Annotated in this window: 18 protein-coding genes; 11 read left to right on the plus strand and 7 right to left on the minus strand. The window is 56.3% G+C overall.

Features of this window, described 5'->3' with window-relative positions; genetic code table 11:
* The 3 genes from secD to C8N36_RS11250 all read right to left on the minus strand — a co-directional run bounded on the left by secD (nucleotide 1) and on the right by C8N36_RS11250 (nucleotide 3,408).
* On the minus strand, nucleotides 1–1,668 hold the full coding sequence (gene secD / locus C8N36_RS11240) for a protein translocase subunit SecD (protein WP_097804609.1): 1,668 nt from the start codon (nucleotides 1,666–1,668) through the stop codon (nucleotides 1–3).
* A 6-nt stretch (nucleotides 1,669–1,674) separates the two neighbouring features.
* Entirely contained in the window at nucleotides 1,675–1,962 is a 288-nt protein-coding gene (gene yajC / locus C8N36_RS11245; protein ID WP_097804608.1) for a preprotein translocase subunit YajC, read from the minus strand.
* A 225-nt stretch (nucleotides 1,963–2,187) separates the two neighbouring features.
* A complete protein-coding gene (locus tag C8N36_RS11250) occupies nucleotides 2,188–3,408 on the minus strand; it encodes a flagellin N-terminal helical domain-containing protein (protein WP_097804693.1) in 1,221 nt (406 codons plus the stop codon).
* Nucleotides 3,409–4,074: 666 nt separating this feature from the next.
* Here C8N36_RS11250 and C8N36_RS11255 point away from each other — a divergent pair.
* Nucleotides 4,075–5,103, plus strand: a complete 1,029-nt coding sequence (locus C8N36_RS11255) for a pentapeptide repeat-containing protein (protein ID WP_170125857.1) — start codon at nucleotides 4,075–4,077, stop codon at nucleotides 5,101–5,103.
* Nucleotides 5,104–5,178: 75 nt separating this feature from the next.
* Nucleotides 5,179–6,471 (plus strand): serine--tRNA ligase, encoded by a 1,293-nt coding sequence (gene serS, locus C8N36_RS11260; RefSeq protein ID WP_097804606.1) that lies wholly within the window; start codon nucleotides 5,179–5,181, stop codon nucleotides 6,469–6,471.
* Nucleotides 6,472–6,567: 96 nt separating this feature from the next.
* Here the strand turns inward: serS and der are convergent, their stop codons facing one another.
* From der to C8N36_RS11275, 3 genes are all read right to left on the minus strand, one after another.
* Entirely contained in the window at nucleotides 6,568–8,028 is a 1,461-nt protein-coding gene (gene der / locus C8N36_RS11265) for a ribosome biogenesis GTPase Der (RefSeq protein ID WP_097804605.1), read from the minus strand.
* 150 nt (nucleotides 8,029–8,178) lie between these two features.
* Complete coding sequence (locus C8N36_RS11270) at nucleotides 8,179–9,519, minus strand: PQQ-like beta-propeller repeat protein (protein WP_245910791.1); 1,341 nt, start codon at nucleotides 9,517–9,519, stop codon at nucleotides 8,179–8,181.
* 29 nt (nucleotides 9,520–9,548) lie between these two features.
* On the minus strand, nucleotides 9,549–10,205 hold the full coding sequence (locus tag C8N36_RS11275) for a tetratricopeptide repeat protein (protein WP_097804692.1): 657 nt from the start codon (nucleotides 10,203–10,205) through the stop codon (nucleotides 9,549–9,551).
* 283 nt (nucleotides 10,206–10,488) lie between these two features.
* On the opposite strand from C8N36_RS11275, the gene C8N36_RS11280 reads away from it, so the two are divergent.
* The 6 genes from C8N36_RS11280 to C8N36_RS11305 all read left to right on the plus strand — a co-directional run bounded on the left by C8N36_RS11280 (nucleotide 10,489) and on the right by C8N36_RS11305 (nucleotide 21,028).
* Nucleotides 10,489–12,432, plus strand: coding sequence for an efflux RND transporter periplasmic adaptor subunit (locus C8N36_RS11280; RefSeq protein WP_245910792.1), 1,944 nt, complete (start codon nucleotides 10,489–10,491; stop codon nucleotides 12,430–12,432).
* Complete coding sequence (locus tag C8N36_RS11285) at nucleotides 12,429–16,127, plus strand: efflux RND transporter permease subunit (protein ID WP_097804603.1); 3,699 nt, start codon at nucleotides 12,429–12,431, stop codon at nucleotides 16,125–16,127. The genes C8N36_RS11280 and C8N36_RS11285 overlap by 4 nt, the downstream gene beginning before the upstream one ends.
* A gap of 162 nt (nucleotides 16,128–16,289) precedes the next feature.
* Nucleotides 16,290–18,833 (plus strand): aminopeptidase N, encoded by a 2,544-nt coding sequence (gene pepN / locus C8N36_RS11290; protein WP_097804602.1) that lies wholly within the window; start codon nucleotides 16,290–16,292, stop codon nucleotides 18,831–18,833.
* Between the two features lie 86 nt (nucleotides 18,834–18,919).
* Nucleotides 18,920–19,663: an SDR family oxidoreductase gene (locus C8N36_RS11295; protein WP_097804601.1), complete on the plus strand. Its 744-nt coding sequence runs from the start codon at nucleotides 18,920–18,922 to the stop codon at nucleotides 19,661–19,663.
* Complete coding sequence (locus C8N36_RS11300; protein WP_097804600.1) at nucleotides 19,653–20,123, plus strand: hypothetical protein; 471 nt, start codon at nucleotides 19,653–19,655, stop codon at nucleotides 20,121–20,123. The genes C8N36_RS11295 and C8N36_RS11300 overlap by 11 nt, the downstream gene beginning before the upstream one ends.
* A gap of 47 nt (nucleotides 20,124–20,170) precedes the next feature.
* Nucleotides 20,171–21,028 carry a lysophospholipid acyltransferase family protein gene (locus tag C8N36_RS11305; protein ID WP_097804599.1) on the plus strand — a complete coding sequence of 286 codons (858 nt, stop codon included), beginning with the start codon at nucleotides 20,171–20,173 and terminating at the stop codon, nucleotides 21,026–21,028.
* A gap of 9 nt (nucleotides 21,029–21,037) precedes the next feature.
* On the opposite strand, the gene C8N36_RS11310 is transcribed toward C8N36_RS11305, so the two are convergent.
* Nucleotides 21,038–21,826: a transglycosylase SLT domain-containing protein gene (locus C8N36_RS11310; RefSeq protein ID WP_245910793.1), complete on the minus strand. Its 789-nt coding sequence runs from the start codon at nucleotides 21,824–21,826 to the stop codon at nucleotides 21,038–21,040.
* 188 nt (nucleotides 21,827–22,014) lie between these two features.
* Between C8N36_RS11310 and C8N36_RS11315 the strand changes: the two genes are divergently transcribed.
* The 3 genes from C8N36_RS11315 (at nucleotide 22,015) to C8N36_RS11325 (ending at nucleotide 25,844) form a co-directional block, all read left to right on the plus strand.
* Nucleotides 22,015–23,280, plus strand: a complete 1,266-nt coding sequence (locus C8N36_RS11315; RefSeq protein ID WP_097804598.1) for a hypothetical protein — start codon at nucleotides 22,015–22,017, stop codon at nucleotides 23,278–23,280.
* Between the two features lie 95 nt (nucleotides 23,281–23,375).
* Entirely contained in the window at nucleotides 23,376–24,890 is a 1,515-nt protein-coding gene (gene gatB, locus C8N36_RS11320) for an Asp-tRNA(Asn)/Glu-tRNA(Gln) amidotransferase subunit GatB (protein ID WP_097804597.1), read from the plus strand.
* Between the two features lie 6 nt (nucleotides 24,891–24,896).
* Nucleotides 24,897–25,844, plus strand: coding sequence for a hypothetical protein (locus C8N36_RS11325; RefSeq protein WP_141468054.1), 948 nt, complete (start codon nucleotides 24,897–24,899; stop codon nucleotides 25,842–25,844).
* The last annotated feature ends 193 nt before the right edge of the window (nucleotides 25,845–26,037 follow it).

A 26,037-nucleotide genomic window follows, 5' to 3' on the forward strand; every position in this document is an offset into this window, starting at 1 on the left:
TTACACCTCAATCTTTTTGGGACGGCGTTTTTCGAACCACATGACAATCAAAAGCCGTGTGACGAAAATCGCGGTGAAGACGGATGTCAAAATACCAAGGCCAAGGGTGATGGCAAAGCCGCGCACCGGACCTGAGCCCATGACATACAAGATAACCGCCGTGATAAAGGTGGTGATATTGGCATCGATAATCGCTGAAAGCGCTTTTTCATAGCCCAGTTCGATCGCACGCGCCGGGCCTTTGGCTGTTTTCAGTTCCTCTCGGATACGTTCAAACACCAGCACATTTGCGTCCACAGCCATACCAACCGTCAAAACGATTCCGGCGATACCGGGAAGCGTCAACGTGGCTCCAATCAGGCTAAGGACACCAAAAATCAAACCAACGTTGATGGTCAGTGCAATATTGGCATAGATCCCGAAACGGCCATAACTAAGCGCCATAAAGATCAAAACCGCAGCAAAGGCGACACTTGTGGCGATCTTGCCCGCGTCAATGCTGTCTTGTCCCAGTTCCGGCCCGATTGTGCGTTCTTCAAGGAATTCCAACTGCGCCGGAAGCGCACCTGCACGCAGCAAAACCGCGAGGTTCGTGCTTTCTTCGACCGAGAAGCGGCCCGTGATGATACCTGATCCACCCGGAATGTGGCTTTGGATTACGGGGGCACTGATGACCTCGCCGTCCAAAACAATCGCAAAAGGCGAGCCTATGTTTTCGGCAGTATAGTTGCCAAATTTGCGCGCGCCGGTTGGATTGAAGGTAAAGTTCACCGCAGGGCGACCGCCTTGATCAAAAGTCGGTTGGGCGTTGGTCAGTTCTTCGCCCGTCACCACCGCGGTCTTTTCAAGGATGTAGAAAACACCCTCTTCGTCAACCGAAGGCAAAATTTCGTTGCCGACACCGGCTTGACCATCCGCAGAACCAGCACGGCCAACAACAGGCTGAAACGTCAGCTGTGCGGTTGTACCAATCAGATCTTTAAGCTCTTGCGCGGAGCCAATGCCCGGCACCTGAATCAAAATCCTGTCAACACCTTGGCGCTGGATTGTCGGTTCGCGCGTGCCAACCTCGTCGATCCGGCGGCGGATGATTTCCAACGACTGGCGCAGCGTGCGTTCATCGGTGGCTTGTTGTTCAGCCTCGGACAGGGTGACAACAATCTCGTTGCCATCGCCGCTGACTTGAAGGTCCGTGGCCCCTGCGCCGGTCAGCGAAACAACGGGTCGCGCCAATCCGCGCACGATGGTCAGCGCTTGCGCCATACCTTCGGGCTTGGAAATTTGCACACGAAGTTCGCCGTTTTTCACGGCTTCGGAATTCCAGCGAATGGTACCAATGGTGGCACGTTCGCCGCGCAGCGCATCACGGACATCCGGCCAAAGCGCGGTCATACGTGCTTCGTACACATCGTTGACCTTAACCTCGGCCAAAAGATGCGCACCACCGCGCAAATCAAGCCCCAGATTGACCAGACCGGATGGCAGGAACGAAGGCCAAGTGCCCGCGATTTCACGGTTTTCCGTGGTGTCCACCCCCAGCTCAATCGCGGCGGCGGCGTCATTTGCGGTTTCGACCTTGGTGTAGAAGGCATTGGGCAGCGCAAGCGCCAGCCCAATAACAACCGTCCCCCAGATCACAATCCGCTTCCAGAGATCAATCTGTAGCATGTTGGATTAGCCTTCGGCAGGTTCGGTTTTTGATGTCACCTGAGCGATGGTCGATTGTACAACACGTACTTTGACACCGTCGGCGATTTCAACTTCGACTTCGTTGCTGTCTTTGACTTTCACAACTTTGCCGATCAGCCCACCTTGGGTGATCACTTGGTCACCGCGGCGCAGGCCTTCGACCATGGCTTTGTGTTCCTTCATCTTCTTCTGCTGAGGGCGAATAAGAAGAAAGTACATGATGGCGAAAATCAAACCCATCATGACAAAAGAAGATATGGTCTGCTGATCCATGGGATACTCCTATGCAAGAAGCGGGGGCATGCCCCCGCGAACGTCGGGCGGAACCTATGCTTTGCATGGGGGGGATGCAAGATGACAACCGGGCCTGAAAGCCAAGTCCAGCTTCTCAAGGCTGTCTTTTCGCAAGCTGGGTCAAAACTACAGCATCAAATTGCCAAGGCGGACCCGAAAGCCCGCCTTGCGCCATGGTGTATGGCTGTGGATTTCAGCCTCAGGTTATTTGAAGAGCGACAACAGCTGTTGCGGAGCCTGATTGGCGATCGAAAGCGCCTGAACCCCCAATTGTTGCTGCACCTGAATGGCCTGCAATCGCGCCGAAGCCTCTTCCATATCGGCATCTACCAGTGATCCGATTCCGGATTTCAGCGCATCGGTCAGCCCCGAAATGAAATTGGATTGGGTTTCAATCCGGCCCTGAACAGAACCAAAGTTGGCGGCGGATTCGATTGCAATTTGCAGCATGGATTCAATCGCGACCAGCGCAGCATCCGCCCCGGCCCCTGTGGTCACGTCAAAGTCATCGACCATTTCCAGACTGCCGCCAATCGTGCCGTCGTTTTCAGTGTTATCCGTAGACTGGGCGACATCTGCTGCCGCAACTGTGATTGATGCGCCCGAGTTGTTGGTCATATCGACCTGACCGGCAGTTGTGGCGTTTTCCTCAAAGGTGACGTCAAGCCCGTCAACGGTCGCCTGAAAGTTCAGTTTGGCGATCAAGGCGTCGGTCACATCTTGCAATGTATCGCCATCCCGCGCCACGTAGGCCACATCAGATGTAAAGGCCACGCCGCCGCCTGCCGTCATCTCATATGACATCCCCGGCTCTGGCGTACCGGTGAGCGTAAAGGCGTCAGTGGTTGCTCCATCCGCAATTGCGTTGGTGCTACCAATGTTCGTCCCCATCGTGCCCGCGGTCGCTTCGTTCGAATTAAGGTCCTGCCGTGCGACAGAAATCTTGGATGCTGCGACCCCAGTGCCAGTGCGGTCAAGCGATGCCAATACGTTCACACTCTCAGCGTCAATGGTATTGTTTTGCAACAGGTTGAGGCCATTAAACTGCGCCGCGCCAACCACGGCCCCGATTTGTTCACGCAGGGCCACGATGTCTGTCTGGATTTTCGCGCGGTCAACGTTTTCCTCTTGCGAGGCGACGATCTTGCCTTTGATATCCGTCAACAGATCGGTGACAGTTTCCGAAGCTTGCCGGGCAACCGCAACAGTGGATTGCGCAAGGTTGAGACTGTCGGAAATCCCTTTAAAGCTGGCCACGTCCGAGGTCATGACAGCCGAGATCGCCCAGATCGCCGAATTGTCCTTGGCGTTGGCCACGGATTTGCCGGTCGAAATTTGGGACTGGGTTTCTGCCATGCTGGCATTGACCGTTTTGAGTGTTTGCAGTGCCACCATGGCACCGTTGTTCGTTAGAATGCTGGACATATGACTGTTGGGTGCCTCTTTGAGCACCGTCACTCCTTTTTGAATTTCATCAAAGCGGCCCGTTCTGACCGTCACCCTCTTTCATTTCCCAATAAGTTTAATGCTGTCTCAAAATACGGAATTAAAAGTCTAAAACTTTCCTGATCTCGGGCCGTACAAAGAATGTGGCTGACCCAACCGATCCGCATCGACGGAAAACCAACGGGTAGATCTATTTCCTGCACCCCAATAAGATGAACCACATTCGAATTCAGAGGCATAAGATGACTGAATCAGTGACGCTCCCGATCTCCGCGCAATTGTTTTGGGGGGCTGCTTGGCCTAGGTGGCATCGCAATAGCGATCCTTGTAGTCTTTGGGGCATTGTCCGCGATGGACCGAACAGGGCCCGCCCCGATTGAACGGCAGCTGAAAATCTATGGTCTGGATGGTATGAACCCCGGTCTTTTCTTGCTGCTGGCTCTGCTATGGCTCGGATTGTTCGCAATTTTGGTTTGTGGCTTGTTTGGTTTGATTTGGGATGTGCTGTGGCACGAACTGCCTAACCGCACCGATTCTAACGGTGTATGGGATTGGCGTTTCCGGTTGGTGCAACTCACCGCGCTGACCACGGTCCTTGGCGGCGTCATTGCATTGCCGATTACATTGAACAAAGTGCGCCTGACCATGGAGCAAACCGCCACCGCCAAAGCAGCGCTGTTCAACAGTAAAATCACCGAAGCCGCCGCCGATCTACACGCCACGCGTCAAGTGTCAAAGAAAGTTGGTAAAAACAAATGGGAAACGGTTTGGGAAGACGACATAGTCAGGCGCAACGCTGCCATTGATCGGCTCGAAGGGTTGGTGCGCGAAGAACCGGCAGAGGCGGGCCGGGTGTCACGTTTGTTGAGTGTTTATGTGCGGGAGTTGTCCAAGGAATATCCAGCACAAAAGACCCCGGACACCGACGATATCAAAAAGCTCAAAGACTGGGCAAAGGCCTTGAAGATTGCCCGCTCAGACATAGAAAACGCCGTTCAAATGCTTGGTCGGTTGGCAGATATCAACGGGGTTTATTCGCAAAATCTAGAAATCGATTTGCGCAGGGCAAACTTGCAAGCAATGGATCTCAAGCGCCTCAGCTATCCAAGTGCAAATTTCGATCACGCACAGATGCAGGGTGCCTTGCTAAGTCATTCATCCTTAGAAAACGCCAGCTTTTGCCATGCAGATATGAAAAATGCCGTCTTGTACAAAATAAGTGCTTCCTTTGCTTTTTTTACCGGAACGATAATGCAAAGCGCGGTTCTTGACTTTTCAACCTTCACCAAAGCAGATTTTACAGGGGCAAAGCTCAACAGAGCAAAGCTCCAAGGATGTGATCTGACACAAGCCCACCTCACAGGGGCAATCATGAAATCAACTAGTTTCGCAGCCGCAGATATAAGAATGGTTCACTTGAGAGGTATTGTCATTTGCGAAGATGCCGACCTAACGATGGCCAACTTGCAAGGTTCAGCCGTTAAAGGATCGGACTTTGGCCAGCTCCAACATATTGCGGATCACTTGGACACTGTATTTGGAGACGACACTACACGACTTCCAAACGGTGTTTCAAAGCTAAACCATTGGCCGCAGGAAGAACTAAGTTTTGGCGACTTCGAAGTCCAGTGGCGCAAATGGACAATGACAATAGACATCGACATTCCCGAATAACAGGCTCCCCCTACCCTCGTCGCATATTCTGAGGCATAAGCCCGTCACGACTCAATATGCCTTTAGGAGAGACCGATGCATGACATCCGCGCCATCCGTGACAACCCCGCTGCCTTTGATGCGGCTCTTTCGCGCCGTGGGATCGAAAATGCATCATCTCCGCTGCTGAAACTGGACGCGGAACGCCGTGCTGCGATCTTGGCTGCCGAAACCGCGCAAAGCGATCAAAAGAAAGCCGCCAAGGAAGTCGGTGCCGCCAAAGCCAAGGGCGATGACGCCGAATTCGAACGGCTGCGTGCGCTTGTGTCCGAGAAAAAGGCCGAAGTGGCCGATATGCAGACCCGCGCCAAGGAGCTGGACGAAAAACTGCAGTATGAACTGTCGGTGATTCCGAACCTGCCCTATGACGATGTACCGGACGGTGCAGACGAAGACGACAACGTCGAAGTTCGCACATGGGGCACACCGGCAACGCTCGATTTTGAGGCCAAAGAGCATTTTGAATTGGCGGGCGTTGCCGCAAGCATGGACTTCGAGCTGGCCGCCAAGATTTCCGGCGCGCGATTTGTCATGCTAAAGGGCGCTGTTGCCCGCATCCACCGTGCGCTGGCGCAATTCATGATCGACACGCATGTTGATGAAAACGGTCTGACCGAGATGAATTCGCCGGTGCTGGTGCGCGACGAAGCGATGTATGGCACCGACAAGCTGCCGAAATTCGGCGAAGACAGCTACCAGACAACAAACGGCTGGTGGCTGGTTCCGACCTCCGAAGTGCCTCTGACCTATACCGTTGCAGGCGACATTCTGGACGAAAGCACCCTGCCGATCCGCATGGCTGCGCACACGCTGTGTTTCCGCTCCGAAGCGGGCAGTGCTGGCAAAGACACGTCTGGCATGTTGCGTCAGCACCAGTTTGAAAAAGTCGAGATGGTTTCGATCACCCATCCGTCGCAATCGGACGCTGAGCAGCAACGGATGTTGGGCTGTGCACAGGGGATCCTGGAACGGCTCGACATTCCATATCGCACAGTTGAATTATGCACCGGGGACACCGGATTTGGCGCACGCCGCACCTTTGACATCGAAGCCTGGTTGCCCGGTCAGAACACCTACCGCGAGATCAGTTCGGTTTCGACCACAGGTGATTTTCAGGCACGCCGGATGAATGCACGGTTCCGCCCCGCCGACGGTGGCAAGCCCGAGTTTTTGCACACGCTGAACGGGTCGGGTCTTGCGGTTGGGCGGTGTTTGATTGCGGTTTTGGAAAACGGTCAGCAGGCGGATGGCTCAGTCACGCTGCCCGCTGCACTGGTTCCCTATTTGCGCGGCAAAACCACGCTGACAGCGGATGGCGTGCTGGCCTAAACCACGCCCGTTACAATACAAAAAGGCGCGTCCAATTCTGGGCGCGCCTTTTTTATTGTACCTGATTACATCCAGCTGATCTGCCGATGAGGGGCGCTAGTCTTTAGCTTTTGGCAAGCTGCCCAAGTGCTTTTTAAGCGCGCCAGCGTTCTTTTTACGCCGTCCCTTGAACGGGTTCTGATCGCTTTGGCCGCGCATAACCAAGCGGATCGGCGTGCCTGGCATGTCAAAATCTTCGCGCATGCCGTTGACCAAATAGCGCGAATAGCTTGTTGGCAGCTTGTCAGGGTGCGAACACATGACAACAAAGCCCGGCGGACGGGTTTTGGCCTGTGTAATATACCGCAACTTGATCCGCTTGCCCTGCGGTGCGGGCGGCGGGTGCCGTTCGATCATATCGGACAGCCAGCGGTTCAATTCTCCGGTGGAAACGCGGCGGTTCCAAACGGTATGCGCCTTCATAATGGCCGCCTGTAGGCGATCAAGTCCCTTGCCGGTACGGGCAGAGACGGTAACCAAAGGCGCGCCGCGCAGCTGCGGCAGGAGACGTTCAAAGGCCTCTCGCATATTGCGCAGCTTTTCTTGCTTTTCGTCTTCAATGTCCCATTTGTTGACCGCGATAACCACGGCGCGGCCTTCACGTTCAGCCAAATCGGCGATTTTCAGGTCTTGGACCTCGAAAGGGATTTCGGCGTCTAGCAAGACCACGACAACTTCGGCAAATTTGATCGCGCGGATGCCATCGGAAACCGATAGTTTTTCCAACTTCTTTTGCACTTTGGCGCGCTTGCGCATACCGGCAGTGTCAAAGATCCGCATGTGCACCCCATCCCATTCCTTTTGAACGGAAATGGCATCTCGGGTGATCCCGGCTTCGGGGCCGGTCAGAAGGCGTTCTTCGCCGATGATCTGGTTGATCAGTGTCGACTTGCCGGCATTCGGACGGCCAACAACGGCAATTTGCAAAGGCCTGTCCGCCGTGATCGGACGCGGCGCGTCCGGATCATCATCTCCGACTTCGACTTCGATATCTGGGGCGTTCGCGTCAGCGCGGGCTTTGAATTCTTCTTCTATCGGCAACAAAAAGGAATACAGATCATTCAACCCTTCGCCATGTTCGGCAGAAAGGCGGATCGGTTCACCAAGGCCAAGGCTGTAGGCCTCGATCACGCCGGCGTCGGCAGCGGCACCCTCTGCCTTGTTGGCGGCCAAAATCACCTTTCCGGCCCGCCTGCGCAAGATTTCCGCAAACACAATATCATCGGCCAGAATACCGGCGCGGGCGTCGACAAGAAACAGGCAGACGTCGGCCATATCCACAGCGCGCTCTGTCAGGCGGCGCATGCGGGCAGGCAGCGATTCGTCATTGGCGTTTTCAAGGCCCGCGGTGTCGATCACCGTAAAGCGGATATCGCCAACTCTGGCATCCCCTTCACGTAAATCACGCGTTACACCCGGTTGGTCATCGACCAACGCGAGGCGTTTTCCGACTAGGCGATTAAACAGCGTCGACTTACCCACATTGGGGCGGCCGACAATGGCAAGCGTAAAACTCATGCAGGGGTCTCCGGGATCAAGTGGTTCGCTTAGACTATTTCCAGACGACTTGAAACCCCAGATAATCTGGCATTGGCTTTGACACAAACGCAACGCCAAATTCCGTAGACGGAATTTTCAAAACTCTTGTAAGAGTTTTCGGCGCCGTGCCTATCGGTAAGCGTGCAGCACCCCGTCGCCAGATACTACATACAGCGTGTTGCCCGCCACAATCGGTCTCGTCGTTGCACCGCCTTTGATCTCAACAGAGGAGACCAGCGAGCCGTCTTCCGGCGCAAAGCTGCGAATCTGGCCATCACTTCCAGCAACGATCAAGCGACCACCCGCCAGAATTGGCCCCAAATTGGCATAACTACGATCCCGCTTTTTGTTGGGATTGCGCCGTGTCACCCAGCCCGGAAGGTCCTTTAGCCAGATTTCTTCGCCGGTTGCCGCGTCCAGCCGAACAAGTTTGTTCTGGTCTGACACAAAGAACAGCGATCCACCCGCCGCCCAAACCGGACCAAGCGCGCCTTGTTGCGCGGTCCACACCCGGGCACCATCATAGAGGGACAAAGCCACCATACGGCCAGAATGGTTGGCCGCATAGACAGTGTCCCCGACGATCGTCGGAACACCGGTGATGCCATCCACGGTGGTCAGGGAAATCCCGTTTCGGCGTCCCAAAATATCTGCGTTCCAAACGCGGAAGCCACCCTTGCGAAAGGCTGCTTGAATAGAAGAATTGCCGTAGGAAAAGACGACATATTTGTCGTCCACTGCAGGCGCGCCGGGACCAGCCAGATTGTTGACGTCACCGTTGCCCTCGATCTGCCAGCGCATCCGGCCGGAATCCGCCTCGATTGCCCAAGCGACCTGATCACCTGCCACAACATAGGCAACACCGTCGCGAATTGTTGGCGCGCCGGATGCGGTGCCGCCCAAACGCTGGTTCCAGATTTCATTCCCCGACGCTGGATCAAGCGCAACCATCACACCAAAGCCAGAAGTTACGAACAATTTGCCTTCGGCAAAGGCCAAACCGCCGCCCTGTCCTTCGTGTGATTTTTCACGAAGTGGCGTCAAATCCCGGCTCCACAGCACGGTGCCCGAGGTCGAAACAGCCCGGACCACATGTTCGGCATCCATCACATAAATCCGGCCATCACCCATAACTGGAGTGGCGTTCAACCGTTTGCGGCGGCTGTCACCGGCCCCAATATCAACGGACCAAAGCGGTGAAAGCGTGCTGGCCAAAGCCGCATGGGAGGTCCGAACATGGGGGGATACCGGGCTTTGGCTCCAAGATGTATTTGACTGTGCTGCAGGAAGCGAAATTGCGCGGGAACCGGTTTCGGTCAATGCCGCACCGTCAGTCCCTTGCTCTTGCAAAACATCGCGGACGTTTACACGTTCACCGGCCAAAACTTCTTGCTTGGTGTTGCACCCTGACAGGGCCAAAGCCCCAACAACAACACCAACGAATCCAAGCATTTTTGTCCTGCGCGACATGTTTTGCCCCTTCCTACCAGTCATCTGGCTTAGCTTTGTTCGATCGAACCGCCCAGTGCAACAATCAACTGACTTGCGCGCCTGCGCAAGCCTGACGTGACTTCGGAATCAACCACGAGCGCTTGCAGACGGGTCAAAGCCGCGTCTTTGTCGCCGGTTTCTATTTCGATCAATGCCAATTGCTCCTCGGCCAAAAGCCGCAAGGGCTGACCGGGAACCGCCAGTGCTTCGAATCCGCTGCGGCGTTCATCCACAGGCAGAACGTCAGCGCCGCGGGCCATGGCCTTGTAGCTGGCAATCTGGCGGTAAATCTGCGGCACGTCGGTATTGTTTGCGACCGCTTGCAGACGTTCTACAGCTGCTGCATCATCCCCATTGCTGCCCTCTTCGGCGGCAATCAACATCTGCAAAACAGCCTGCGCATCCGCGCCCGGTGCAGCCAAATCGTCCAACGCAGTAACGCGCGCCGCACTGTCTTCGTTTTCCAACGCGGTCAGGATACCATCGCCAAACGCTTGTGCCGCTGATGTTTCAGCTGCGTTTTGATACTCGCGCCACGCTGTGCCGCCAACGATCAGCACCACACCGAGTACGGGCACCCAGCCCCAACGCTTCATAAAATTAAACAAGCGGTCGCGGCGGACCTCTTCTGTGACTTCTTCGATGAAACTTTCGGAATTGCTCACGCCTGCCCCCTTGGCCACATTTGGCTTTTGCCCCTCTTACCCCGCCACATGAGCGCTGCCAAGGCATCAAGACTGCTCATTTTTGGCACCGTCATGTCGAAAAAATGCCTTTGTGGCGTATTTAATGACAAGAAATGACAGTGGAGAGGTTGAAGGTGACTATGCTGGACCCTAAAACTGAACCAGTTGGTTTAGAAATAATGGGCCCTGCGCTTTGGCGCAGTGGCCACGACAAAAGATCCGCGCGTGTTGCGCATAATTATAAATGGACAGTGGGTACCCGATGCGCCTTATCTCTTTGATTACCGCCTTGGTCGTTGCAGCGGCGTTATATGGCATTGTGTTTGAACGGGACCGTTTGCTTGAGTTTTCAGGTGTCAAAGCGGAAGTGGACGCCAATGCTGGCGATACTGATTCCGGTCAGTTGATTGATCCCGACACCGGTGACCTTGATGTGGATGCCTCCTCTGTTCTCCCTGCGGGTACAGTGCGGGTTATCGCCCAGCACTCCATAGCCCAAGAGATCGACAGCGCAGTTTTCTTGCGCGGTGAGACCGAGGCCATGCGGCAGGTCGAAGTGCGTTCGGAAACCAGCGGAAAAATCGTATCTGCTCCGTTGCGCAAAGGTGTGATGGTCGAAGAAGGCCAGCTGATGTGTGACATTGATCCCGGCACCAGCGATATCAGCCTGCGCGAAACACTGGCCCGTCTGGCCGAAGCCAAAGCGCGCCTGCCCGAAGCGGCCGCGCGTTTGGCCGAAGCGCAAGCGCAAGTCCCCGCCTCTCAGGCACGGATCGCCGAAGCCAAAGCAGCCGTGCCCGCCGCCGAGGCCAGCTTGCTGGAGGCACGCGCAGGTATTCCCGCCGCCGAAGCCCGTTTGGCCGAGGCAATGGCCCGCGTGCCAGAGGCCGAAGCCCGCCTTGTCGAAGCCCAGTCACGCATTCCCGAAACAGAAGCCCGTCTGGCCGAAGCACAAGCGCGTGTCCCCGAAGCCGAAGCCAGAGAGCTGGAAGCCGAAGCCGCTGTACCTGCTGCAAAGGCCTCGCTTGCCGAAGCGCTCACACGGGTGCCGGAAGCCGAGGCTCGATTGGCCGAAGCGGAATCTCGCGTCAAAGAAGCTGAAATCAACCTGAACGCAGCCCAGAAGCTCGAAAAGGGTGGGTTTGCCGCCAAAACCCGTCTGGCCAGTTCAGAAGCCGCGTTTGAAGCGGCCAAAGCCGGTGTTCAAAGCGCACTGGCCGGTCTCAAAGCCGCTGACAGCGGCATCGAAAGCGCCCGCAGCCGTCTGTCTGGTGCCATGGCCGGTGTCCAAACCGCAAAAAGCCAAGTCGAATCAGCCCGCGCCGGTGTTCAGGCCGCAACCAGTCAGATCATCAACGCCAAGGCCGGAATTCAATCCGCTCAAAGCCAGATCCAGAACGCCAAGGCCGGAATCCAGACGGCGACCAGCCAAATCGAAGGATCACGCGCCGCTGTCGAATCCGCCATCAGCGCTGTCGAAGGGGCCAAGGCCGCCGTCATCTTGGCTGAATCGCAGCTCGAAGGGGCGCTTGCTGGTGTCCAATCCGCCCGCACAGGCGAAGAGACCGCGCGCACTTTGATCCAAGCAGCCCAAGCGGGTATCGCCGGCGCAGAAATGGACATCACCCGACTGGGCATCCATGCGCCCTTTGCTGGCCTTCTGGAAACCGACACAGCCGAGCTGGGGGCTTTGATGCAGCCCGGTGCGGCCTGTGCCACCGTCATCCAGCTTGATCCGATCAAGATCATCGGGTTCGTCCCCGAAACTCAAGTGACCCGCGTCAATCTGGGGGCTCCTGCTGGGGCCCGGTTGGTAGACGGCCGCGAAGTGGTTGGCACTGTCTCCTTTGTGTCGCGCAGTGCCGATCAACTGACCCGCACCTTCCGCGTCGAAATCACCCTGCCGAACCCGGACATGAGTATTCGCGACGGCCAAACCGCCGATATTGCCATCGAGGCCGAGGGGGATCTGGCGCATTTGATTCCCCAAAGTTCACTAACTTTGGACAACGACGGTAAGATGGGGATTCGTACGGTAAGCGCAGAAACCACTGCCAAGTTTTTACCGGTCCGCCTGCTGCGCGACACGATCGATGGCGTTTGGGTCGCAGGTCTGCCGGACACAGTGGATATCATCACTGTTGGTCAAGAGTATGTAACCGATGGTGTGCCAGTGGCCCCCAGTTTTGAGGATGTGATCCAATGACCAAGATCATCGATTGGGCCGCTGAACGGGCCCGAATGGTCATCGCCTTTATCGTTTTATCATTGGTGATCGGCGGTTTTGCATATGTTTCACTGCCCAAAGAAGGCGAACCGGACATCGAAATTCCGGCCTTGTTTGTTTCCGTGCCATTTCCGGGGATCAGCGCTGCAGACGCCGAAATCTTGCTGGTCAAGCCGATGGAAACCGAATTGGCTGACCTTGACGGGTTGAAATCCATGTCGGCCACAGCCTCCGAAGGCTATGCCGGTCTGGCATTGGAATTCGAATTTGGCTGGAACAAAACCAAGATCATGGCCGATGTCCGCGATGGCATGTCCAATGTTCAGGGCGAATTTCCCGAAGGCGCTGAGCAGTATTCCATCAACGAGATCAACTTTTCCGAATTTCCGATCCTGATCGTCAACCTCACAGGCCCGATTCCCGAACGGACGATGAACAAGATCGCCAAAGACCTGCAAGACAGGATCGAGGCACTGGACGCAGTCCTAGAAGCCGGAATCGCCGGTGATCGCGACGAGATGCTGGAAGTGGTGATCGACCCGCTGCGCCTTGAAAGTTATAATGTAACCGCAGTCGAGTTGATCAATGTTGTTCGCAATAACAACCAGTTGATTGCAGCTGGCGAAGTACGCACCGATCAGGGCAGTTTTGCCGTCAAGATTCCGTCCAATTTCAACGAAGCGCAAGATGTCTATAATCTTCCGGTGAAGACCAATGGCAACCGGTCTGTGACGCTGGGCGATTTGGCGACGATCAACCTGACCTTCGAAGATCGCGAGGGAACCGCGCGTTATAACGGTGAAAACACTGTGGCGCTGCAAGTGGTCAAGCGCAAAGGCTTTAACATCATCGATACCTCAAACGAGGTGCGCGCCGTTCTGGAACAGGCCCGCCAGGATTGGCCCGATGAGTTGAAGGCAGTGCTTGAGGTCGGGACATCGAATGATCAAAGCCGTCAGGTCGACAGTATGGTCAGCCAGCTCGAAGGCTCTGTTCTGACGGCGATTGCGCTGGTGATGATTGTGGTTCTGGCGTCGCTGGGTTTGCGCCCTGCCCTTTTGGTTGGATTTGCGATCCCGACATCGTTCTTGCTGTGCTTTTTGACGCTGGCGATTATGGGCGTAACCATTTCGAACATCGTGATGTTCGGATTGATCTTGGCCGTGGGCATGTTGGTGGACGGCGCGATTGTTGTGGTTGAATATGCCGACAAGCGTATTGCCGAAGGCACAGGCCCAATGCACGCTTATGTCGAAGCGGCGCACCGGATGTTCTGGCCTGTTGTCTCATCAACCGCCACGACGCTTTGTGCCTTTTTGCCGATGTTGTTTTGGCCGGGGGTTCCGGGGCAATTCATGGGCATGTTGCCGGTGACCTTGATTTTTGTATTGTCGGCCTCGCTTATTGTGGCGCTGATTTACCTGCCTGTCATGGGCGGCGTGTCAGGGCGCTTTTCGCGTCAGATCCACGTTGCGGGCAATGCCCTGCGCGCACGCCTGCCATGGTACGTTCGGGTGGCTTTGGTGCCTGTTGGTCTGTTTGGCGTCTTTGTTGGCGCGATGATGGTGCTGAACCCGGATTATCTGTTTGACTCCCAAAGCACCGGCTTCATGGCCCGCCTTCCCGGCGCAGTGGTTTTGATTGTCTCAGCTGTTGTCGCGTCTGTATTGATGGATGCCGCTGAATACCGCCGCAAGCGGACCCGGATTGACAGTGCCTACCGCCGAACGCCCTTCGGCCTGTTTATCAAATTCATCACCGGCAATCCGATTATGCCTTTGGTGTCGGTGGCGGCGGTGATCTTTTTTGTGATCAGCGTTTTTGGCTACTTTGGTGAGAACAACAACGGTGTTGAATTTTTTGTCGAAAGCGAACCGGAACAGGCGATTGTCTATGTTCGGGCCCGCGGAAACCTGTCGCTGGCCGAGAAAGACGCTTTGGTCAAACGGGCCGAGGTCATGGTCCTTGAACACCCCGGCATCCTGAACGCCTTTGCGTTTGCCGGTGATGGCGGGTTGGACAACAACACCGGCGGGGCAATAGCCCCCAAAGACACCATCGGTCAGGTCCAGCTGGAAACCTATCCGTGGGAAGACCGCCCTGCCTATGCCGAAGAGTTCGGCGTTGATTTGGCGCGGCTCGACGGGGATGTCATCATCGAGGATCTGACGGCAAAACTCAGCCAGATCCCCGGAATCCAGATTGAAATTCTGGCACAAGCGCGCGGGCCTGCATCGGGCAAGCCTGTGCATCTGCGGATCAAGGGCGACGATTGGCAAAACTTGCTGAATGCGACTGAGACCGCACGCGCGCAGTATGATGCCACCCCCGGCCTGACTTTGATCGAAGACACCCGCCCTTTGCCCGGCATTGACTGGCAGATCGATGTGGATGTTGAAAAAGCTGGCCGTTATGGCGGCGACGTCGCCATCGTCGGTGCAATGGTGCAACTGGTGACACGCGGTATCTTGCTCGACACCTATACCCCCATCGGGTCGGACGAAGAGATCGAGATTCGCGTACGTCTGCCCGAAGAGGACCGTGTACTGAGCACCCTTGATACCCTCAAGGTGCGCACTGTCGACGGGTTGATTCCGCTGTCCAACTTCATCACCCGCAAACCGGTTGAAAAGCTGGCCGAGATTAACCGGATTGACCAGCAACGCTATTTCGACATCAAGGCCGATGTTGAACCCGGCTTATACAAGGTTTTATCAAACGGAGAGACGCTGGGCACTTTGAAGCTCTCAACTCCGGATGGCGCGTTTGATGTCACGGGGCCAACCGGTGCAAATTTTTCTATTTTGTCATCGCAGGTGGATGATCTGGCCAAACGCCTTGATCAAGGGGCTTCCATCGTTCCGATCACAGCCAACGAGCGGATTGCGCATCTGACCAGCTGGCTGGAAAACAACCCCCTGCCCAATGGGATCACCTTCGAATGGACTGGCGATCAAGAAGACCAAGCTGAAAGTCAGGCCTTCCTTGGGTCGGCCTTTGGGGCGGCCTTAGGGTTGATGTTCATCATCTTGCTGGCGCAGTTCAACTCTTTCTACAATGCATCTCTGGTTTTGCTGGCAGTGGTCTTGTCGACCACTGGTGTGCTGATCGGGATGATCGTGATGGGGCAGTATTTCAGCGTTATTATGACGGGCACCGGGATCGTCGCCTTGGCCGGAATTGTGGTGAACAACAACATTGTTCTGATCGATACCTATCAAGAATATTCGCGCGTGATGCCACGGATCGAAGCGATCATTCGCACCGCCGAGGATCGTATCCGGCCGGTTCTATTGACCACCATCACCACGATGGCGGGCCTTGCGCCAATGATGTTTGGCCTATCGCTCGACTTTTTTGGCGGCGGGTATTCGGTGAATTCCCCCACCGCGCTATGGTGGATCAACCTTGCCACGGCGGTGGTCTTTGGCCTTGGGGTGTCGACCGTTCTAACGCTGGTCTTTACCCCATCCATGTTGGCGATCCGGGTCTGGTTCTGGACCTACATCAATTGGTTTGCTCGGCTTCTGGCGCGTCTCGGGTCTGGCCGTGGCAGCCGCGCGGCGCGCGATTGGGCGCTGGCACGTCAGGCGAAACGGGCCAAGCTGCCAGAGATCCAATGGGGCGATGATCCAGAGCCCGCAGATCCGATTACTTTGAGAGCCGCGGAATAAGTCCGGCTTTTGCCTTTGTTGATTGTTGGGACCGAGGGGCCAGCCCCTCGGACTCCCCGGGATACTTTTAGACAGAAGAAGGGATTTGCCGCCTGCCCTACGGTTGCGGTCACCGGGCTGGGGGCCTAACGTCCGAGGAAATGTTTTGCCCGTGAGGATGTCATGAAAGACGCAAGCCCCCAGACAATTTTTCTGAAAGATTACGCAGCCTTTGGATGGCGGATAGAAGATGTGCATCTGACGTTTCATTTGTCCGGCGGTGCCACTCGTGTTGTGTCGCGCATCCATTTCGCCCCGAACCCCGATGCGCCCGAGCAAGCCTTTTTCTTACATGGTGAACAGCTAAAGCTGATCCGTGCCTCTATTGACGGAAACGCTGTTTCGCCTGAGTTAAGCGAACAAGGCCTGACCTGCGACGTGCCTAGCGGGCCGTTTTTGTGGGAATCCGAAGTGGAAATCGCACCGGATTCCAACACAGCCCTTGAGGGGCTGTATATGTCCGGCGGCATGTATTGCACTCAATGTGAGGCCGAAGGGTTTCGCAAAATCACCTATTATCCTGACCGCCCGGATGTGATGGCCGTATTCACCGTTCGGGTCGAGGGCGACATGCCGGTATTGCTGTCCAACGGCAACCTGAAAGGCAATGGCGATGGCTGGGCCGAGTGGCACGATCCATGGCCAAAACCGGCCTATCTGTTTGCATTGGTCGCAGGCGATTTGGTCAATTTTCCCGGTGCGTTCAAAACCATGTCAGGCAAGGATGTGGCGCTTAACATCTGGGTGCGGCCCGGCGACGAAGGCAAATGCGCCTTTGGGATGGAGGCGCTGATTGCCTCGATGAAATGGGACGAAGAGGTTTATGGCCGCGAATATGATCTTGAGATATTCAACATCGTCGCGGTGGATGATTTCAACATGGGCGCGATGGAAAACAAAGGGCTGAACGTCTTTAACTCCTCTTGCGTTCTGGCTTCGCCCGAGACTTCGACCGACAGTAATTTCGAGCGCATCGAAGCGATCATCGCACATGAGTATTTCCACAATTGGACCGGCAACCGCATCACCTGCCGCGACTGGTTTCAGCTGTGTTTGAAAGAGGGGCTAACGGTCTTCCGCGATGGCCAGTTCACATCTGATGTACGCTCGGCTCCGGTCAAACGGATCGAGGATGTGATCCAGCTGCGTGCCCGCCAGTTCCCCGAGGATCAAGGACCGCTGGCCCATCCGGTACGGCCCGAAAGCTTTCAGGAAATCAACAACTTTTACACCGCAACCATCTATGAAAAAGGGGCCGAGGTGATCGGCATGCTTAAGACGCTGGTCGGGGATGACGCCTATGCCAAGGCGGTTGACCTGTATTTTGATCGGCACGACGGAGATGCGGCGACGATTGAAGACTGGCTTAAGGTTTTCGAAGACAGCACGGGCCGCGATTTGACGCAGTTCAAGCGCTGGTATGCGCAGGCTGGCACGCCCTTTGTGACCGTTGAAGAGGCTTGGGAAGACGGAACCTTTACCCTGACGCTGCGCCAGCATACTCCGCCATCCCCCGGGCAGGACGTCAAAAAGCCCTATGTGATCCCTGTTGCGGTTGGCTTGATCGGCCCGAATGGCAATGAGGTTCTGGAAACGCAGATCCTTGAGCTGGCTGACGCCGAGCAAAGCTTTGATTTTTCCGGTTTGGCGGCGCGACCTGTGGCCTCTGTCTTGCGCGGTTTCTCTGCGCCGGTTGTGTTAACCCATGATGTCGACCGCGCCTTTTTGTTGGCCCATGACAGCGATCCGTTTAACCGTTGGGAAGCATCGCGCGGATTGGCGCGCGACTGCCTGCTCGCGATGATCCGGGACGGGGCTGCACCCGATGCAGCTTGGCTGGACGGATTGGAAAAAGTGCTGCGCGATGACACGCTTGATCCGGCGTATCGTGCATTGATGCTCGAAGCGCCTAGCGCAGCAGAAATGGCGCAAGTGCTGCATGAAAACGGAGTGATCCCTGATCCGCAGGCCATTTGGGACGCAATGGATACTTTGGCTCAGGCCATGGCTGATCGCTGGGCCGGTTTTTTGCCTGAACTGGCAGAGCAGACCAAAGTCACCGCAGCGTATAAACCTGACGCGGAACAAGCCGGAAAACGGTTTCTCGGCGGCGCGGTTCTGGCCCTGACACGGCGTTTGGATGGCGGCGCGGCGGCGCTAGCGCAATTTGAAACCGCCGACAATATGACTTTGCAATTGGTCGCCTTGGGCAATTTGTTGCGCGCTGGTGTTGGCGACGCGGCCCTTTCTGCGTTCTATGGCCAATGGAAAGACGACCGTCTGGTCATGGACAAGTGGTTCGGCTTGCAGGTCAGCGCCTCAGCCCCCAAAGACGCCATTGACCGGGCCGAAGCCCTGGTTCAGCACGAAGCCTTTGATTGGCAAAACCCGAACCGGTTCAGGGCGGTTTTTGGGGCTTTGTCGATGCATCATGCCGCGTTCCACCATGTGTCCGGACGGGCTTATGCCCTACTGACCGACTGGTTGATCAAGCTCGATGACAAGAACCCGCAAACCACGGCCCGCATGTGCAGCGCGTTTCAGACATGGCGGCGCTATGATGCCGACCGCCAAACCTTGATCGAGGCCCAATTGCAGCGCATCATGGCCAAGCCAAACCTAAGCCCTGATACCAATGAAATGGTCAGCCGGATCTTGGCCAGCTAACAGCGTGTCGCTGTGTTGCCGCTGCGCCAATGTGGCGGCAACATGGGCACAGGCGCTATTTTCACCCAATAAAAGGGGCACGTCTCATGAGTGATTTGTTGATTGTCACCGGAGCAAGCGCCGGAATAGGCGCAGCCACGGCCCGAATGGCGGGCTTTAACGGCTGGAGCCGCGTTGTCGTACATTATGGCAGCGATCAAGCCGGAGCCGAAGAAACCGCAGCCATGGTCGAAAGCATGGGGGCACAGGCCTATTTGCTTCAGGCTGATGTCAGCAAGCCCAAAGCCATTGAAAAGATGTTCGGCAAAATCGCCGGTCTGAAACCAGGCCGGATCGGGTTGGTCAATAATGCAGGCATCACCGCCCCCACCGCCAGCTTTGAAGACCTGACACCGGATCGTGTGGCGCAGGTGTTTTCCGTCAATGTCTTTGGGGCCATCGAAGTGGCCAGACAAACCTTGGTGTTAATGCGCAACTGGGGCAAAGGCGGCGCGATGGTCAATGTCTCTTCGGCCTCGGCACGGCTGGGATCGCCGCATATGTATGTGGATTATGCTGCTTCAAAGGGGGCGATTGAAACAATGACGCTGGGCCTCGCGGATGAGGTTGCCAAAGAGGGCATTCGCGTCAACGGCGTCCGCCCGGGATTGATTGAAACCGGCATTCACGCCAAAGGTCAGGCACCGGATCGTTTGGCCAAAATCGGACATACGCCGCCCATGGGCCGCCCCGGCACCACAGATGAGGTGGCCGAGGCCATCCTGTGGCTGCTGTCAGAGCGCGCCAGCTATGTCACGCGCACCATCTTGGACGTGACTGGTGGACGATAACCCCGCCAAGCCGGATCAGAACGCCCAAGATGGGCCGGTTATTCTGACCCATTCAAGCAATGGCCGTTCCACCAAGGCCGCAATCATTTTGATCGCTCTTTGGGGTGGGTTGATCTGCATGTGGGTGTTTTTGTCGGCGGCCCCTTGGATCGTCGCACTTTTGCTGCTGGCCACCCTGCCAGCGGCTTGGGAATTCATGACAGCCAAACAGGCCAGCTTTTGTCTGACCCCAACCACTTTGACGTGGCAATCAGGCCGTTCCGAAGGAGAAATCGCAGTGGCCAAGATAACATCCGTGCGTTTGGAAACGCGGCTTGATTGGTCGGTGCGGGTGAAAATTCTGGTGCCGGGCAAGCGGATTGTCCTACCCCATGATTGCGTGCCGCCGCATCAGGAGCTTGAAACCGCACTACAGGCGCTTGGGGTCTCAACATCGCGGCATCACTTCACGATTGGCTAGGGCACTTCTGTCATATCCCTGTCACCGAATCCTGTTTTTTGGCAGGTATGAAACACCGTATTGATCCGCTCATCCAAACCCGTGCCCCCTGGCTGTTTCAAGACCGCCCCGGCACGCAAAACATTCGACGCCTTTTGAACCAGATGTTGGGCTATGACCGCACTGTCGCCATTGCCGAAGCGATGCGCGACATGCCCGCCGATCAGATCATGGTGGAAATGGGCTCACTGCTGGCGCGCAAGGTCGAAACATCGGGCCTGCGCCACCTTCCCGGATATGGCCCGGCCTTGATTGTCGCCAATCATCCGACCGGCATTGCCGACGGCATCATATTGCATCACGTGTTGCGCCAAGTGCGCCCGGATGTGTTCTATTTTGCCAACCACGATATCTTACGGGTGTTGCCGCAAATGGCCGACATGATAGCCCCTGTGGAATGGCGCATGGAGCAGCGCAGCCACAGCAAAACCCGTGCGACGATGGCCTATACCCGCCAAGCGGTGTCGGACGGCCGGCTTGGGGTGATCTTTCCCTCGGGCCGTTTGGCAAAACGGCGGGGTTTGCGCCTGCATGAGAGACCGTGGATGGCCTCGGCCGCGATGATCGCGCGCAAGTTTGATTTGCCTGTAATTCCGGTGAACATTCGGGCCCGCAATTCGGCGCTCTTCTATCTGTTTGACCGCATCCACCCGACCCTTCGCGACATTACGTTGTTTCACGAGACATTGAACAAAGCGGGTCAACCGTTTCAAATCAGTGTCGGAGAGCCGATTTCCGCAGCTGCCCTGCCCGCCAAATCCGAAGACAGCATCGCCCTTTTGCGTAAGGCGACGTTGGAGCTTGGCGGCCGCGCCGCCCCGTCTGTCTCTATGTGGGATACCACCCGGCGACCCAGTTGGCGTTAAAAGCCGGTGTCAGCCTTCGCTGATAGCCTCAGGCTGGTCAATCACAGCCTCTAGGTTCGGGTCGTGTATCGGGCTCATGGGTCCGATAAACTCTGGCCCCAACCCGTCAGGGCGCGCCACAGGGCGCAAGGACCGTGTCAAACCGTGGCAATACGGCTGGCTGCGGGTCCACTCCATGATGTCATTGCGCTTGCGCGACGAATGAAACGGACCCCAATCAGCTGCAACACCGCGCATGCCTTTGCTGACCACTTGGTCACGCGGCACTGTCACCGCCATGATCCGCAAGGCGCAAGACAGATTGTCCTCTGGATCCTTAAGTGCCGCGCCCGAGCGTGCCTTGCATTTATAATGCTTCGCTGTGGGGGGATAAATCTGCACCAAACCATACCAGCGCCCGCTGCCGCCCACAGCCGTCGGCCGATGGGTGCTTTCATGCCATGCCAGCGATGATATCAACCCGACCCAAAAGGCCTCTCGCTGAGCAAGTGTGGCGGTTGGATAGGCCGGGCAATAAGCAGCAATGTCCTTGGGAACAATTTCGGGCAGCTCTGACGCATGGCTGCGCAGGCCCGTTAAAATGGCGCGTGTCCAACTGGACCGTCCATTTTTTGCACCCCATCGGGCACGTGGCAAAGCACCCCGCCGCGCCACAGGGCGCAAAGAGGCAGTGACGGCTTGCTCGGTCGGCGTATCTGCCTCAGCACTGTTCATCGGGGCAGATCCCAATGGAGCAGGGCCGGAATTGGCAGAGGCTTGCGCCGAGAGAAACATGAGGAAAATGGCAGCACGCAACATGGGCTAGACAGGTGCAGCAAGTTAGAGATTCGCGCAAGACTTGTGGTTGTTCTCGACTTGGCAACACTGTGTTCGCGAATTGGCCTTAGTGCCTATGAAACAGCGGCGGATAGCCTGCCAAACAACGTTTTGACGCCCATATTTGGCCGCAAATCACTGGCAAATTGAAGGCTATCACGAGGATCGACATGCTGCCAACCATGCGTAATTTCACCGATAGATTTGCCGCCTTCCGGGCCGGTCAGGGCTTTGCTGCTCCGGCCAAAACGGAGGATAGCAAGAAAGCCGCACCACAAGACCCGTCCGAGGTTGCCCCCTTGCGGCCACGGGTGGAAATCCCGATCTGCGATCGGGCACCGGATGCACAGGCGCGCGAAAAAGCCTTTTGTCGCGGGCAATTCCTTGCCCGTCAGGACTGTTGGGAAGAGCTGACCGAGGAGATGAACAAGGCCGAAGCCGCGCGGGAATTGACCCCTGGTTTGGCCTCCGTTGCGCAGATTTTGGCAAAAGGCGCGCGGTCGGACATGACCCATGCCGCCCGCATTGCCATCGCCAAAGGCCAACCCAAAAACGTGAATGCATCCTTGTCTGCCTTCGCAGCCAATCTGGAAGACATGCCCGATAGCCCCGCGATGGGATATATCATGGCGATGGCCCACGTAGATGTCGCGCAATTATGGCGCGGAGCCTCACAGGCACGCGACCTTGCGCCGCAGCGCCGCGAAGCTTTTGACAGCCAGTTGCGCGCGGCCACGGCGCTGGCAGACCAGTTTGACCCGTTTGAACTCAGCTCACCGTTATGGGCACAGGTCCGATGCGCAGTTTTGGACGGGGACCCCCATCCGGCGCAGCGCGTTTCCGATGATTATGAGGATTTGATCGACCTTGATCCACAAAACCCGACACATCTGATGGCTTTGGGCCGTGATTTGCTGCCGCGCCGCTTTGGGATGTTGGAAACCCTTGATGACCAAGCCCGCCGCAAAGTTTCGCAATTGAACGATGTATGGGGAACAGGGGCCTATACATGGGTCTATATCGGTGCCTTGCAGTCCGACCCCGCTGCGCTGCGCCGTATTGATCCTGAATTATTTGTCGAAGGGCTGCATGACATTCTGGGCCGTTACCCGTCCCAAGACATGGCCAACCGGCTGGCAGCGTTTACCGGCCTCACCATTGCCGCGCCCTGCGAAGCCGGAAGCGCCCGCGCCCGATTGATGGAGTGTTTCAACTGGATCTTGCAAGATCACATGCGTGAATTGCATCCGCTGATTTGGGCCGCAGCCCCTGTCCCAGGCAAGCCGGAGATCGAACAAGGGGACACCGCCTATCTTACCGAACTGGGCCGCACCCGCGCCATCGGTACAATTGCACAGCATTTTGCCCCCGCTTTGGATGCGGGACGGCGTTTGGTCTTTACCCCGGACGGATTACAGCTGCGAAAAGGTGATTAGCCATGACGGAGGAGGGGAAAGGCCACCTTGGCCTCTTGCCCCCTGCCCGCCTCTGGCGTATTTGGTGGCCCATTCCATGAGAGCCGAGGAACGCCATGCTGGACCTGACATTTGACACCCCAACGCCCAAAACAATCGCCGGGGCCAAGTATGACTGGGAACTGGTCATCGGTATGGAGGTGCATGCACAGGTTGCCAGCAAGGCAAAACTGTTCTCGGGTGCATCGACGAAATTCGGCGCAGAGCCAAATTCCAACGTGGCCTTTGTGGACGCAGCGATGCCCGGCATGTTGCCCGTCATCAACGAATTTTGCGTCGAACAAGCGGTCCGTACGGGCCTTGGCCTGAAGGCGGAAATTCACCTGAAATCTGCCTTTGACCGCAAGAACTATTTCTACCCTGATTTGCCTCAGGGTTACCAGATTTCCCAGCTTTACCACCCCATCGTGGGCGAAGGCGAAGTGATCGTCGACATGGAGCCCGGCATTGCCCGCCGCGTCCGTATTGAACGTATCCACATTGAACAAGACGCTGGTAAATCGATCCACGACATGGATCCGAACATGTCCTTTGTGGACCTGAACCGGACCGGCGTCGCGCTCATGGAAATCGTATCGTGCCCTGACATTCGCGGCCCCGAAGAAGCGGCGGCCTATATCGCCAAGATCCGCCAGATTCTGCGCTATTTGGGCACCTGCGATGGCAACATGCAAAACGGCAACCTGCGCGCAGATGTGAACGTCTCGATCTGCCGGGCTGGCCAGTATGAAAAATACATGGAAACGCAGGATTTCTCGCATCTCGGGACGCGCTGCGAGATCAAGAACATGAACTCCATGCGCTTTATCCAGCAAGCCATTGACGTAGAAGCCCGCCGCCAGATCGCCATTGTCGAAGCCGGCGGCGAAGTGCATCAGGAAACCCGCCTGTATGATCCCGACAAGGGCGAAACACGGTCCATGCGCTCAAAAGAAGAAGCGCATGACTACCGCTATTTCCCATGCCCTGATCTGCTGCCGTTGGAAATCGAACAAGAATGGGTCGATGACATTGCCAAGACCCTGCCAGAGCTGCCTGATGAGAAGAAGGCGCGGTTTGTGGGCGACTACGGATTGTCAGAATATGACGCCTCGGTTCTGACGGCCGAAGTGATCAGCGCTGATTTCTTTGAAAAGGTCGCAAGCACGGCCGGCGACGGCAAACTGGCCGCCAACTGGGTGATCAACGAATTGTTTGGCCGTCTCAAGAAAGAAGACCATTCGATTGAAGATAGCCCGGTATCGCCCGCTCAGCTGGCGGGCATCATCAAATTGATCAAATCCGACACCATTTCTGGCAAGATCGCTAAAGACCTGTTCGAAATCGTCTATACCGAAGGTGGCGACCCTGATGCCATCGTCGAAGCGCGCGGTATGAAGCAGGTCACCGATACCGGCGCGATCGAAGCCGCTGTGGATGAAATCATCGCAGCCAACCCTGCGCAGGTCGAAAAAGCCAAGGCAAATCCAAAGCTGGCAGGCTGGTTTGTAGGGCAAGTCATGAAGGCGACGGGCGGTAAAGCCAATCCAAAAGCCGTAAACCAGATTGTGGCACAAAAACTGAAGGACTGAGACGTGGTGCAAGACACCACTATCTTGCTTCATTTGGGCACCCATAAGACAGGGACCACGACCCTACAGCAGAGCTTCGCCGCTGCACGGCAGGCTTTGCGGTCACGGGACGTGGTCTTTTTGGGCCCCGGCAATTCCTACCCGCATCTCTATTCTGCGTTCCTGACGGATCCCATGATTTTTCCATGGAACCGGCTTTCCGGTTTAACGGTGGATCAAATCCGCGATCGGGATCGCAAAGCCATGAACGAACTTGCAGCAGCTTTGGACCGCAATCGCGGCAAGACAATCATCTTATCCAACGAATATCTTGCCATGCTGCCGCCCGAACAAATGACCGCCCTGCGCGACTTCCTTTCGCCGCATGGGCAGGTTCACGCAGTGTATGTCTATCGCGAGCTGCACAGTTGGCTTGGGTCCAACACGCAACAAATGGTTAAGGCAGGACTGTCCTCCCGTGGAACCTCCTTTGCGACCGGCTTGAAGCGTGTGGGTGACTTTCCTCTCAAGGTGGCGCAGGTTTTCGGACGAGAAAACAGCACCTTCTTGCGATTCGAAGATTTGATCCGCGAAGGGGTGGCGGATACTTTCCTCGGGCATTTCAACCTACCAACGCTGACCGAAATCGGCTGCACCGAGCAGATCGCAAACACTGCTGTATCCGGCCCGGCCGTTTCGGCTCTCATGGTTTACAATCGGGACTTTCCAACCGGTCACGCCGACCGTGATCCACAGCAGGTCGCCCGCTTGATGGCCTTGCCCGGTGAGAAATACCGCGCCGCGGCCCTTAGACCAAATGACATTCGCGCATATTCGGCCATGCGGGACAAGGTTCAGGCAGAATTGGGGCTTCGGCTCGCGCCGCCAGAGGCTCTACCTTTGTTGCCTCACCCCCGCTTGATACGATTGCGGCGAATGGCCGAACGGATGAAACGCCGGTTGTTGCGATTATAACCGGCAAAAACGGCCCGAATTCCCGTGCCACTTATTCTAGGTTTCCTTTAGGTAAGGAATCCCTGACTGACGGAAAAAGCCGGAAAGTGTTAAAAAACTGTTAACGGGAGCCTGTATCCCGGTGCTGACCCGGTATTCAGCGGGGACGTTAAGACCAGTAATTTTAACCAAGTACCCCGATTTGGGATTATGT

Source organism: Pelagimonas varians (assembly GCF_003208435.1).
GTDB classification, from domain to species: domain Bacteria; phylum Pseudomonadota; class Alphaproteobacteria; order Rhodobacterales; family Rhodobacteraceae; genus Pelagimonas; species Pelagimonas varians.